This window comes from Tsukamurella strandjordii (assembly GCF_039525985.1).
In the GTDB taxonomy this organism is placed as follows: Bacteria; Actinomycetota; Actinomycetes; order Mycobacteriales; family Mycobacteriaceae; genus Tsukamurella; species Tsukamurella strandjordii.
This window is the reverse complement of sequence record NZ_BAAAII010000004.1, coordinates 51,900-63,359: the sequence shown is the minus strand read 5'-3', so window position 1 is coordinate 63,359 and position 11,460 is coordinate 51,900. Positions and strand designations below refer to the sequence as shown.

At 69.3% G+C, this 11,460-nt stretch carries 11 protein-coding genes; 7 read left to right on the top strand and 4 right to left on the bottom strand.

The annotated features are described in order from the left end of the window. Positions 1–8: 8 nt before the first annotated feature. Positions 9–926: an SAM-dependent methyltransferase gene (locus ABD108_RS06245; protein WP_343929798.1), complete on the top strand. Its 918-nt coding sequence runs from the start codon at positions 9–11 to the stop codon at positions 924–926. 90 nt (positions 927–1,016) lie between these two features. Here ABD108_RS06245 and hsaB read toward each other — a convergent pair whose 3' ends face one another. From hsaB to hsaA, 4 genes are read right to left on the bottom strand one after another with little or no spacing between them, the layout of a single operon-like run. Next, positions 1,017–1,598 carry a 3-hydroxy-9,10-secoandrosta-1,3,5(10)-triene-9,17-dione monooxygenase reductase subunit gene (gene hsaB, locus ABD108_RS06240; RefSeq protein WP_343929797.1) on the bottom strand — a complete coding sequence of 194 codons (582 nt, stop codon included), beginning with the start codon at positions 1,596–1,598 and terminating at the stop codon, positions 1,017–1,019. Continuing rightward, the gene (gene hsaC, locus ABD108_RS06235) at positions 1,598–2,503 is read right to left on the bottom strand and encodes an iron-dependent extradiol dioxygenase HsaC (protein ID WP_220657562.1); all 906 of its coding nucleotides are present in this window, start codon (positions 2,501–2,503) and stop codon (positions 1,598–1,600) included. The genes hsaB and hsaC overlap by 1 nt, the downstream gene beginning before the upstream one ends. A gap of 3 nt (positions 2,504–2,506) precedes the next feature. Then, entirely contained in the window at positions 2,507–3,388 is an 882-nt protein-coding gene (gene hsaD, locus ABD108_RS06230; protein WP_220657561.1) for a 4,5:9,10-diseco-3-hydroxy-5,9,17-trioxoandrosta-1(10),2-diene-4-oate hydrolase, read from the bottom strand. A gap of 2 nt (positions 3,389–3,390) precedes the next feature. Further along, a complete protein-coding gene (gene hsaA, locus ABD108_RS06225) occupies positions 3,391–4,566 on the bottom strand; it encodes a 3-hydroxy-9,10-secoandrosta-1,3,5(10)-triene-9,17-dione monooxygenase oxygenase subunit (protein ID WP_220657560.1) in 1,176 nt (391 codons plus the stop codon). A gap of 208 nt (positions 4,567–4,774) precedes the next feature. Here hsaA and ABD108_RS06220 point away from each other — a divergent pair, with 208 nt between their 5' ends. From ABD108_RS06220 to ABD108_RS06195, 6 genes are all read left to right on the top strand, one after another. Continuing rightward, complete coding sequence (locus tag ABD108_RS06220; protein ID WP_220657559.1) at positions 4,775–6,235, top strand: FAD-dependent oxidoreductase; 1,461 nt, start codon at positions 4,775–4,777, stop codon at positions 6,233–6,235. 241 nt (positions 6,236–6,476) lie between these two features. Continuing rightward, complete coding sequence (locus ABD108_RS06215) at positions 6,477–6,929, top strand: hypothetical protein (protein WP_343929796.1); 453 nt, start codon at positions 6,477–6,479, stop codon at positions 6,927–6,929. Positions 6,930–7,116: 187 nt separating this feature from the next. Further along, entirely contained in the window at positions 7,117–8,835 is a 1,719-nt protein-coding gene (gene kstD, locus ABD108_RS06210; protein WP_343929795.1) for a 3-oxosteroid 1-dehydrogenase, read from the top strand. Further along, the gene (locus ABD108_RS06205; RefSeq protein WP_220657556.1) at positions 8,832–10,010 is read left to right on the top strand and encodes a 3-ketosteroid-9-alpha-monooxygenase, oxygenase component; all 1,179 of its coding nucleotides are present in this window, start codon (positions 8,832–8,834) and stop codon (positions 10,008–10,010) included. The genes kstD and ABD108_RS06205 overlap by 4 nt, the downstream gene beginning before the upstream one ends. Before the next feature lie 5 nt (positions 10,011–10,015). Next, the gene (locus ABD108_RS06200; protein ID WP_220657555.1) at positions 10,016–10,348 is read left to right on the top strand and encodes a hypothetical protein; all 333 of its coding nucleotides are present in this window, start codon (positions 10,016–10,018) and stop codon (positions 10,346–10,348) included. Between the two features lie 14 nt (positions 10,349–10,362). Beyond that, positions 10,363–11,442, top strand: coding sequence for a 2Fe-2S iron-sulfur cluster-binding protein (locus ABD108_RS06195; RefSeq protein WP_343929794.1), 1,080 nt, complete (start codon positions 10,363–10,365; stop codon positions 11,440–11,442). The last annotated feature ends 18 nt before the right edge of the window (positions 11,443–11,460 follow it).

The window sequence follows — 11,460 nt, the reverse complement described above, 5'->3', positions numbered from 1 at the left end:
AGGTTCACATGACGGACAGCGTGCGCACGGACGGCGACACCTGGGACATCACCACCAGCGTGGGGTTCACCGCCCTCCTGGTGGCGGCGGCACGTGCCGTGGAGAACGATCGCCCGGACGCCCTCGCCCACGACCCGTACGCGCGCGTCTTCCTGGAGGCGGCCGGCGACCCGCGCACCCTGGCGATGCTCGCCTCCGCCGACGATTCGGGCAGCCCGATCAGTGCGAGCCGCCACCTCGGCATCCGCACGCGGTTCTTCGACGACTTCGTGATCGACGCCATCGCCGCCGGCCTCCGGCAGGTGGTGATCCTGGCCTCCGGGCTGGATTCCCGCGGATACCGCCTGGAGCTGCCCAGCACCACCGTGGTCTTCGAACTCGACCAGCCCGAGGTGCTCGCGTTCAAGTCCGCCACGCTCGGTGAGCACGGGGCGACCCCGGCGGCCCACCTGCGCGCGGTGCCCGTCGACCTGCGCGACGACTGGCCCGCCGCACTCAGCGCCGCCGGTTTCGACCCGGGCGCACCGTCGGCCTGGCTGGTGGAGGGACTGCTCCCGTACCTGCCCTCGGACGCCCAGAAGCTGCTGTTCGAGCGCATCGTGACGCTCGCGGCACCGGGGAGTCGGGTGGCCGTCGAGGGCCAGATCGGCAAGCTCGACCTGGACGGCTTCCGCGCCGTGCAGCAGAAGTACTCGACGCCCGACAATCCGCTCGGCGACTTCGACGTGACCTCGTTGTTCGTGGCCGATGCCGAGCGCGAGGACCCCGCCGAGTACCTCGCGAGCGAGGGGTGGACGGTGCGGCGCGAGGGCGGCCCCGTGGAGCTGGGCAGCCGGTACGGGGTGGACGGCGCGGTGCTCCCGGAGGACGCGGCGCGACTGTCGGGCGTGATCGAGTACTTCAGCGCTGAGCTCCCCGCGAGCTGACTGTCCCGGATCGCGATCGGACGTCGGCCCGCCGGACCCGTGCGGCCTCGCGCTACGCCGGGCTCACGAACGGGGACTGAACACCGAGGACTACATCCAGTCGTCGCCGACCGGCCAGGTGAGGAAGGCGTCGAGCGAGAGGGCGCGCGGGATCGCCTGCCCGGGATCGGTCACCGTCTGGGTGTACCGGCCGCGGTAGAACAGCAGCGGGCGACCGGGATTCGGCGGGCTCAGTTGCTGGACCCGGCCGATCACGATGTGGTGGTCGCCGCCGTCGTGCACGGTCTCGACGGTGCAGTCGATCCAGCTGAGCGCGTCGTCGAGCAGCGGCGATCCCGTGGGCGACGGCCGCCACCGGACCTCCCCGAATTTGTCGGGGTGCCGGGAACCGAAGACCGAGCTCACGGCCTGTTGGTTCTCCGACAGCACGTTCACGGCGAACCGGCCGGTGCGCTCGATGGTGCGCCAGGCACCCGAGGTCTTCATCGGGCAGAACAGCACCAGCGGCGGGTCGAGCGACAGTGCGGAGAAGGACTGGCAGGCGAAGCCCACCGGTCCCTCCTCGTCGGCCGCGGTGATCACGGTGACGCCGGTGCAGAAGTGCCCCATGGCCGTGCGATACGCCAGCGGTTCGATCGGATCGATCTTCACGGGGGACGTCTGCTCGGTCATCACTGCTCCTTGAAGCCGATGGTGAAGTCGTGGCCCCACAGGCTGACCGCGGTGGACTCGCGAGCGATCCAGTTCTCGTCCTCGACCTCCATACCCTCGCAGCCGAATTCGATATCGAATCCGCCGGGGGTCTTCATGTAGAAGGACAGCATCTTGTCGTTGATGTGCCGCCCGAGGGTGGCCGACATCTTGACCTTCTTGCGGTAGGCGCGATCGAGGGCCAGACCCACATCGTCACTGTTCTCCACCTCGACCATGAGGTGGACGATGCCGGTGGGGTTGGGCAGCGGCAGGAAGGCCAGCGCATGGTGGCGCGGGTTGCACCCGTAGAACCGCAGCCAGGCCGGATCGCCATCGGCCGGACGGCCCACCATCTGCGGCGGGAGACGCATCGAATCGCGCAGCCGGAAGCCGAGCACGCCCTGGTAGAAGTCCTGCGCGGCGGCGTCATCGGTGCACGTGAGCACCACGTGGCCGAGGCCCTGTTCCGCCGTGACGAACTTGTGCCCGTACGGGCTGACGAACCGGCGGCCCAGGTACTGCGCGCCGTGGAAGGCCTCGAGCGTGTTGCCCGCGGGATCCTGGAACCGGATCAGACCCTCGACGCGGCGCTCGCCCTTCTCCTCCTTCGTGCCCTCCTCGAAGGCGACGCCCGCGGCGGCGAGCGTCTCCCGGAGTTCCTGGAGGGCAGGCGCGTCGGTGACCTCCCAGCCGGAGACCAGCAGCCGGTCCTTCTCGCCCGGCACGATCACCAGGCGGGCCGCGAAATCGTCCATCCGCAGGTAGAGCGAGTCGGGGTCGTTGCCCGTGCCCTCCATCATGCCGAGCACCTTGAGCCCGTACTCGCGCCAGGCCGCCATATCGGTGGCCTCGATGCGCATGTACCCGAGCGCCTTGATCGCCATCGCCTACTTCTCCTTGGACCCGGCCAGGAAATCCGCTGTGAGCCGGTTGAACTCGTCGAACTTTTCCAACTGCGCCCAGTGTCCGCACTGCCCGAAGACGTGCAGCTGCGCGCGCGGGATCTGCTTGAGCGCGAGTAGCGCACCGTCGAGCGGGTTCACCCTGTCTTCCCGGCCCCAGATCATGAGCACGGGCTGGCGCAGCTTGTAGGCGTCGCGCCAGAGCATGCCCTTCTCGTAGTCCGCCGAGGCGAAGGACTTCCCCATCGCCTTGAACGCCGCGATCGCCTCGGGGTCGAGCGCGAGCTCGAACCGCTCCTCGATCAGCTCGGGCGTGATCATCTTCTGGTCGAAGACCATGATCCGCAGGAAGTCCTCCAGCCGCTCCTTACTGGGCGCGGCGTAGAACTTCTGCAAGGTGCGCAGCCCCTCGGTGGGGTCGGGCGCGAAGGTGTTCACGCTGAGGCCGCCGGGGCCCATCAGCACGAGGCGTCCCGCCCGCTCCGGGAAATCGAGAGCGAACCGCACCGAGGTGCCGCCGCCCAGCGAGTTGCCCACCAGGTGCACGCGTTCCGTGATCCCGAGGGTGTCGAGCAGGCCCGCGAGCGCCGTCGCGCTGTGCACGAAGTACTGCGGGTGCTCCGTGGGCTTGTCCGATCGCCCGAACCCGGGCTGATCGACGGCGAGCACGTGGAAGCGCTGCGCCAGCACCGGGATGTTGCGTCCGAAGTTGCTCCACGAGGAGACACCCGGGCCGCTGCCGTGCAGCAGCACGACGGTGCCGTTGGCCCGGTTCTCCTCGCCGGCCTCGTGGTAGTGCAGCGTGAGACCGGCTGCGGTGGTGGCGAACTTGCCCTCCTTGAGGACGTCGACCTCGGTCTCGGGCACGGTCAGACCATCCCGTCCATGACCGGCTCGCCGAACTCGCCGGTGCCGAACATCTTGTACGCCCGCTCGGGATCGTTCGCGGCGTGCACCCGGCCCGCGTGGGCATCGCGCCAGAACCGCTGGATCGGGGTGCCCTCGGCGAGCGCGCGGCCGCCGGAGTTCTCGAACATCCGATCCACCGCGAAGATCGCGCGCTCGGTGCCGCGCACCTGATCGCGCCGGACCTTCAGGCGCAGGTTGAACGGGATCTTCTCGCCGGCCTTGACCAGCTCGAACTCCTCGCGGATGTTGCTGGTGAGCTGCAGCCAGGCGGCGTCGATCTCACTGCCCGCCTCGGCCACCCGGACCTTGGCGAACGGGTCCTCCTTGGCGTTCTCGCCCGCGTAGGCGGCGCGCACGCGGCTGCGCTGATGCTCGACGTGGGCGTCGTAGGCGCCCTGCGCCATACCGATGATCGGGGCGGTGATGGTGGACGGGTGCACCGAGCCGAAGGGCAGCTTGTACAGCGGGCTGGTGTTGACCTCCTGGCCCGGCCCCTTGCACTTGGAGACCTGCTGGAAGCTGAGCGCGCGGTGGGCGGGCACGAAGACGTCCTCGACCACGATGTCGTTGCTGCCGGTGCCGCGCAGGCCGACGGTGCGCCACACGTCGTTGATCGTGTAATCACTGATCGGCACCAGGTAGGTGAGGAAGTCGACCGGCTTGCCGTCCTGGAACGCCGGGCCGCCGAGCAGCGCCCACGTGGCGTGGTCGCAGCCGGACGAGAAGCTCCACTTGCCGGAGAGCCGGTAGCCGCCCTCGACGATCTCGGACTTGCCCATCGGCGCGTACGACGAGGAGACCAGCGTGTCCTGATCCTCGCCCCACACCTCCTGCTGCGCGCGGTCGTCGAAGAGCGCGATGTTCCAGGGATGGATGCCCAGGATCGATGCCACCCAGCCGGTGGAACCGCAGGCGCTGGCGAGCGCCTTGACCGCGGTGTAGAACTCGATCGGATCGGCCTCGAAGCCGCCGTACCGCTTCGGCTGGAGCAGCCGGAAGAAGCCGCTCTGCTGCAGCGCCTTGATGGATTCGGCCGGAACGCGACGCGCGTCCTCCGTCTCCTGCGCGCGATCCCGGAGCGTGGGCAGCAACTCCGCCACCTCGGCCAGCACGGCGCTGACGCTCTGTTCGCTCATGTTTCCTCGCTCTCTGCGACTCTCGGACGGGCATCGCGCCTGCCGGTGGAACCGATACTAGAACACGTTCTCATTTTCTGGACGGAAACGCTACATCAAGGCCGCGGATCCGCCTATCTTGCTGGTATCTCCCGTGGCCGCGGCCCTCGTGGACCGCGGGCACGATAGAGATGCAACCGGTTTCCATCACTGCTGCCGAGGAGCCCCGATGACCACCAGCCGACGCCCGATCGACGCCGAATCCGTGACCGCCTGGGATCTCGAGGCCGATGTGGTGATCGCCGGCTACGGCATCGCCGGTGTGTGCGCCGCCATCGAGGCCGCCCGCGCCGGCGCCGAGGTCCTGGTCCTGGAACGGGCGGGCGGCTGGGGCGGCGCCGCCGCGGCCTCGGGTGGCTGGATCTACCTCGGCGGTGGCACCGGGCTGCAGCGCTCGCTCGGCTTCGAGGACACCGCGGAGAACATGGAGAAGTTCATGTCGGCCGCGCTGGGTCCGGGGGTCGACGAGGCGAAGATCCACGACTACGCCCACGGCAGCACCGAGCACTACGACTGGCTGGTGGACTGCGGCGTGGTCTTCAAGGAGGAGTTCTGGGGTGAGCCGGGATGGGAGGTACCGCACGACGAGGGCCTCGGGTACTCCGGCGGCGAGAACGCGGCCCCGTTCAACACCCTCGCGCAGCCCGCTCCGCGCGGTCACGTTCCGCAGATGGCCGACAAGCAGACCGGCGTCCGCGGCGCGGGCTACATGTTGATGAAGCCTCTGGTGGAGACGGCGGAAACGTTGGGCGTCCGTGGCGAATTCGATATCCGCGCGCACACGTTGATCAGTGACGCGCAGGGCCGGGTGTGCGGAGTCCAGGCCCGCCGGTTCGGCCAGGACCTCACCGTGCGCGCCCGCCGGGGCGTGGTTCTCGCCACCGGCAGCTTCGCCTACAACGCGGAGATGATCGCGACCTACGCGCCGCGGCTCATCGGGCGGCCCGCGGCGGCCGTCGAGGAGCACGACGGTGCGGGCATCCTCATGGCACAGGCCGCCGGCGCCGGACTCGCGCACATGGACGCCACCGAGGTGGCGTTCTTCGGCGACCCGCAGATGATGGCGCGCGGGATCCTGGTCAACGGCCGCGGCCAGCGCTTCATCGCCGAGGACACCTACGGCGGCCGGATCGGGCAGGCCGCGCTGATCCAGCAGGACAACGCGGTGTTCCTGGTGATGGACATGGATTCGCACGAGGAGGCGCTCGGTACCGAGACCTCCACGCCCTACTTCCGGCAGCCGCCCACCTGGGCCGCGGAGACGGTCGAGGAGTTGGAGTCCGATATGGGGCTGCCCGCCGGGGCGCTCACGAGCACCGTCGAGACCTACAACCGGCACGCGGCGGACGGTGACGACCCGCTACTGCACAAGAAGCAGCAGTGGGTGCGCCCGCTCACCGGTCCGGTCGCGGCCTGGGACATGCGGGGCTTCACGGCGGGGTTCACGCTGGGCGGGCTGCGCACCGATGTCGATTCGCGGGTGCTGCACGTGGACGGGGCGCCAATCCCCGGCCTGTTCGCCGCCGGGCGCTGCACCTCCGGCGTCTGCGCGGGCGGCTACGCCAGCGGGACCAGCCTCGGCGACGGCAGCTTCTTCGGCCGGCGGGCCGGGATCTCCGCCGCAACCTGATCGCTTCTCGTTTTGCAACCGCGCCGCCCTGTCGGGTGAGCCCAACTGGCCGCCGGCGTGATCGCAAAACCGAGGCTGATTCACCTCTGTGCACACAAGTGTGCCGGATGAATCATCGCTGTCCCGTTGGCTATTCGACGTTCTCCCCTCCTCGCCCACGGCCGCCTCCGCACTGAGAGGATGTGGCCATGAACGCGATATCAACGACCGCGTCGACCGCCCGGCGAGAGAGTCGCGCAGCATGACGCACCGCCTCGACAAGTCCACCGGCGGGACCGGGCTGCTACGCGGATCGTCGGGCCGATTCCTCGCGCTGGGAGCGGCCGCCGTGCTGTGCGCCGCGGCGATCGCGGTGGTCGTCGGTCTGAGCCTGCGCGACGACACCACGCCGGTGCCCGCATCCGCACCGTCGAGCGTGGCGCCCACCTCGGCCGTGCACGCGGTCGCTCCCGCACCGAACACCCCGTCGCCGAGCGGCGCACCGTCGTCCGCCCCGGCCGAGCCCACTGCGGCGCCGACCACCGCGGCGCCCGCCCCCACGACGGCGCAGCAGGCACCGGCGGCCACCGCACCCGTTCGCACCGCCGTCCCGCGGACCACGGCGCGGCCCGCACCGTCGACCTGTCGACCGCAGACCAAGTGGGTCTTCCGGCCCAGCACCGGCAGCTACGAGCGGATGACCATCCCCTGCTGACCCCTCGCTGATCGCCGCCCTGCGGCCGCACCCGTGAGCCCCCGGCTCACGGGCCTCTCGGGTACCCGGTTCACTCCATCCCTGGATACTGGAACACGTTCTAGTCTATGCTGCACTGAGAGCTAGAACACACTGCGCATCGGTGCAGTTCAAGCCAGAGAACCTGTTACATCGACGAGGAGAGCCGATGACGGCGGAAGCCACCGAATACGACGTGATCGTGGTGGGAAGCGGTGCCGCGGGCATGGCGGCGGCACTCAAGGCCGCGGACAGCGGACTGAGCGCGCTGATCGTGGAGAAGGCGCCGCACTACGGCGGTTCGACGGCCCGCTCGGGCGGCGGCGTGTGGATCCCCGGCAACGAGGCCCTCGCGAAGGCCGGCGTCAAGGACAGCCCCGACGAGGCCCGCAAGTACCTGCACTCGATCATCGGCGATGTGGTCCCGGCGGAGCGGATCGACACCTACATCGATCGCGGCCCCGAGGTGATCTCGATGCTGCACCGGATGAGCCCCCTGGAACTCACCTGGGTGCCCGGCTACTCGGACTACTACCCGGAGGCGCCGGGCGGGCGCGCGCACGGCCGCTCCTGCGAGCCGAAGCCCTTCGACGGCAACCAGCTCGGCGACGAGCTGAAGAACCTGGAGCCCGACTACACCAAGGCGCCGATGAACCTGGTGGTCACGCAGGCCGACTTCAAGTGGCTCAACCTGATCATGCGCCACCCCAAGGGCATCCTCCGGGCACTCCGGGTGGGCGGCCGGTTCTACGCCGCCAAGGCCCGCGGCAAGCACCTGCTGGGCCGCGGGCAGGCACTCGTGGCCGCGCTCCGCGTGGGCCTGCAGCGCGCGAACGTCCCACTGTGGCTGAACACCTCGCTCGTCGCGCTCACCGAGGCGAACGGCCGGATCACCGGCGTCACGGTGGAGCGCGACGGGAAGCAGGTGCAGCTCACGGCCCGCCGCGGCGTGATCCTGGCCGCGGGCGGCTTCGAGTCCAGCGAGGAGATGCGCGCGCAGTACCAGCGCCAGCCCATCGGCACCGAGTGGACCAACGGCGTGCCCGCCAACACCGGTGACGCGATCCGCGCCGGCGAGGCCGTGGGCGGCGCCCTCGAATTCATGGACGACGCCTGGTGGGGGCCGTCGATCCTGCTGCCCAAGATGGCCTGGTTCGCCCTCTCGGAGCGATCGCTACCCGGCAGCCTGATGGTCAACACCGACGGTGAGCGGTTCGTCAACGAATCCGCCCCGTACGTCGAGGCCGTGCACTCGATGTACGGCGGCGAGTACGGCCAGGGCGAGGGGCCCGGCGAGAACGTGCCCTGCTGGCTCGTCTTCGACCAGCGGTACCGCAACCGCTACCTGTTCGCCGGCCAGCCGCCGCGCCAGCCGCTGCCCAAGCGCTGGTTCGAGTCCGGGTGCATGGTGCGCGCCACCACGCTCGCCGAACTCGCCGAGAAGATGGGCGTGCCCGCCGACACGCTGACCGGCACCGTCGAGCGGTTCAACGGTTTCGCCCGCGCCGGCCGGGACGAGGACTTCGGCCGCGGCGTGAGCGCCTACGACCACTACTACGGCGATCCGCGGAACAAGCCGAATCCCAGTCTCGCCGAATTGTCCACCGGGCCGTTCTACGCTGCTCGTATGGTTCCCGGCGACCTCGGCACCAAGGGCGGCCTGCGCACCGACGTGGCCGGCCGGGTCCAGCGCGAGGACGGTTCCGTGATCGACGGCCTGTACGCCGCCGGCAACACCAGCTCCCCCGTCATGGGCCACACCTACGCCGGCCCCGGCGCCACCATCGGCCCCGCCATGGTGTTCGCCTACCTCGCCGTGGAGGACATGGCGGCAGCCCCCGCCGCCTCCACCTCAGCCCCCGTTCGCGCGGAAGAGGAGATCTCATGAGTAACACCGAAACCGCCGCCCGCCTGATCGACAGCGGCACCGCACCCACCCGGTACGCCCGGGGCTGGCACTGCATCGGCCTGCTCAAGGACTTCGCCGACGGGAAGCCCCATGCGGTCGAGGCCTTCGGCACCAAGCTCGTGGTCTTCGCGGGCGAGGACGGCAAGGTGAACGTGCTCGACGGGTACTGCCGGCACATGGGCGGCGACCTGACGCAGGGCACCGTCAAGGGCAACGAGGTGGCCTGCCCGTTCCACGACTGGCGCTGGGGCGGCGACGGCAAGTGCAAGGGCATCCCCTACGCCAAGCGCGTCCCGCTCCGCGCCCGGACCCGCACCTGGCCCACCATGATCGAGAACGATCAGCTGTTCATCTGGCACGACGTGGAGAACTCCAAGCCGACCGAGGACGTGGCCATCCCCAGGATCGACGGCGACGTCGACGGACCGGAGTGGTCGAACTGGGTGTGGAACGAGATCATCATCGAGGGCAGCAACTGCCGCGAGATCGTCGACAACGTGGTCGACATGCCGCACTTCTTCTACATCCACTACGGCCTGCCCACGTACTTCAAGAACGTCTTCGACGGACACATCGCCTCGCAGTACCTGGATACCAAGGGCCGCAACGACGTCACCGACATCGGACTGTCCGGCGGCGACGACGTGCTGCTCAAGTCCGAGGCGCACTACTTCGGGCCGTCGTACATGATCAACTACCTGCACAACGACTACAAGGGCTTCCAGATCGAGAACATCTTGATCAACTGCCACTACCCGATCGATCAGCACTCGTTCAAGCTGATGTACGGCGTGAAGGTCAAGAAGCTCCCCGGCTTCGACGACGAGAAGTCCGACTACCTGGCGGGCAAGTTCGCCAAGAACGTGGGCCTGGGTTTCCTGCAGGACGTGGAGATCTGGAAGAACAAGACCCGCATCGACAACCCCCTCCTGTGCGAGGAGGACGGGCCCGTCTACCAGCTGCGCCGGTGGTACGAGCAGTTCTACGTGGATGCCGCCGAGGTCTCCGAGGACATGACGCAGCGCTTCGAGTTCGAGATCGACACCACCCACGCCGTGGAGGCCTGGGAGGCGGAGGTCGCCGACAACATCGCGCGCCAGGAGGCCGAGAAGGCCTCGGATCAGGCCGCCGACAAGCAGTCCGCGGAGGCCTGATCGCCATGTCCCCCACGGTGACGATGTTCGGCGAGCCGGTCACGCAGCCGGCCACGGTGGCCGACCGCGAGGCCTTCCTCACGGACGGTTTCACCCCGCTGAACTGCGGCACCTGCGGCGTCGCGGTGCAGGTGCGCAAGAACAGCCGCGAGCAGACCTCCATCCAGTGGTGCGGGTCGGCACGCGACTGCTCCGTCTTCGCCGCCGACGGTGCCGGTTCCGCCCTGCGGGCCACCTGCCCGCGGCTGATGGACTCGATCACCCGGGCGGCCAAGCTGGGCGCGGTCCCCGTTCCACCGGAACCCCTCCCGTCGACCAACGACGCGGACGCCGACTAGGAGAGACAGAACAAGTGAGCATCCACCGACTGCTCGTCGCCAAGGTGGTCGCGGAGACGCACGACGCGCACTCCATCGAGTTCGAGGTGCCCGCCGAGCTGGCGGACCAGTTCACCTACAAGCCCGGCCAGTTCCTCACCGTGCGGGTTCCCAGCGACCGCACCGGGTCGGTGGCCCGCTGCTACTCGCTGTGCAGCGCACCGCACGACGGCGGCCCGCTGCGGGTGGCCGTCAAACGCACCGCCGAGGGATACGCCTCGAACTGGCTGTGCGACAACGCCACCCCGGGCCTCGAACTCGATGTCCTCGTGCCCGCCGGCATCTTCACGCCGAAGTCCTTCGACACCGATATGCTGCTCTTCGCCGGAGGCAGCGGTGTCACGCCGATCCTGTCGATCCTGCGATCGGTGTTGGAAGCGGGCACCGGCTTGGTCGCGTTGATCTACGCCAACCGCGACGCACAGTCGGTGATCTTCGCCTCCGCCCTCGCCGAGCTCACCCGGAAGTACCCGGAGCGCCTGGTGGTGGTGCACTGGCTGGAATCGGTACAGGGACTGCCCAGCGCCGCCAACCTCGCCGCCCTGGCCGCGCCGTACGTGGCCCGCGAGGTCTTCGTGTGCGGTCCCGGCCCGTTCATGGACGCGGTCTCCGAGGCCATGACCTCACTCGGCAAGGGCCGCCGAGAGGTGCACGTCGAGAAGTTCCGCTCGCTGCCGCGCAACCCCTTCGAGGTGGAGGCCTCCAAGGAGGAGGCGGAGGAGAAGGCCGCCATCGCCGAGGCGGAGGACCTGCCGGATCCGGCCGCACCCGTTGCGGACGACGGCGGCACCGTGACCGTCGAGCTCGACGGGAAGACCACCGAACTGGCCTGGCCGGCGGAGAAGAAGCTGCTGGACGTGATGCTCGACGCCGGCCTGGACGCGCCGTACTCCTGCCGCGAGGGCGCGTGCAGTGCGTGCGCCTGCCGCATCGTCGACGGCGACGTCGAACTCGCGCACAACGAGGTGCTCGATCAGGAGGACCTCGACGACGGCCTGATCCTGGCCTGCCAGTCGCTGCGCCGGTCCCAGACCGTGCACATCACCTACGAATAGACCTACTGCACAGGGAGC

What these genes read in the sequence shown, in the direction of transcription:
- ABD108_RS06245 (WP_343929798.1), top strand. Translation starts at nt 9, where the DNA reads ATGACGGACAGCGTGCGCACGGACGGCGACACCTGGGACATCACCACC.
- hsaB (WP_343929797.1), bottom strand. Translation starts at nt 1,598, where the DNA reads ATGACCGAGCAGACGTCCCCCGTGAAGATCGATCCGATCGAACCGCTG.
- hsaC (WP_220657562.1), bottom strand. Translation starts at nt 2,503, where the DNA reads ATGGCGATCAAGGCGCTCGGGTACATGCGCATCGAGGCCACCGATATG.
- hsaA (WP_220657560.1), bottom strand. Translation starts at nt 4,566, where the DNA reads ATGAGCGAACAGAGCGTCAGCGCCGTGCTGGCCGAGGTGGCGGAGTTG.
- ABD108_RS06220 (WP_220657559.1), top strand. Translation starts at nt 4,775, where the DNA reads ATGACCACCAGCCGACGCCCGATCGACGCCGAATCCGTGACCGCCTGG.
- ABD108_RS06215 (WP_343929796.1), top strand. Translation starts at nt 6,477, where the DNA reads ATGACGCACCGCCTCGACAAGTCCACCGGCGGGACCGGGCTGCTACGC.
- kstD (WP_343929795.1), top strand. Translation starts at nt 7,117, where the DNA reads ATGACGGCGGAAGCCACCGAATACGACGTGATCGTGGTGGGAAGCGGT.
- ABD108_RS06205 (WP_220657556.1), top strand. Translation starts at nt 8,832, where the DNA reads ATGAGTAACACCGAAACCGCCGCCCGCCTGATCGACAGCGGCACCGCA.
- ABD108_RS06200 (WP_220657555.1), top strand. Translation starts at nt 10,016, where the DNA reads ATGTCCCCCACGGTGACGATGTTCGGCGAGCCGGTCACGCAGCCGGCC.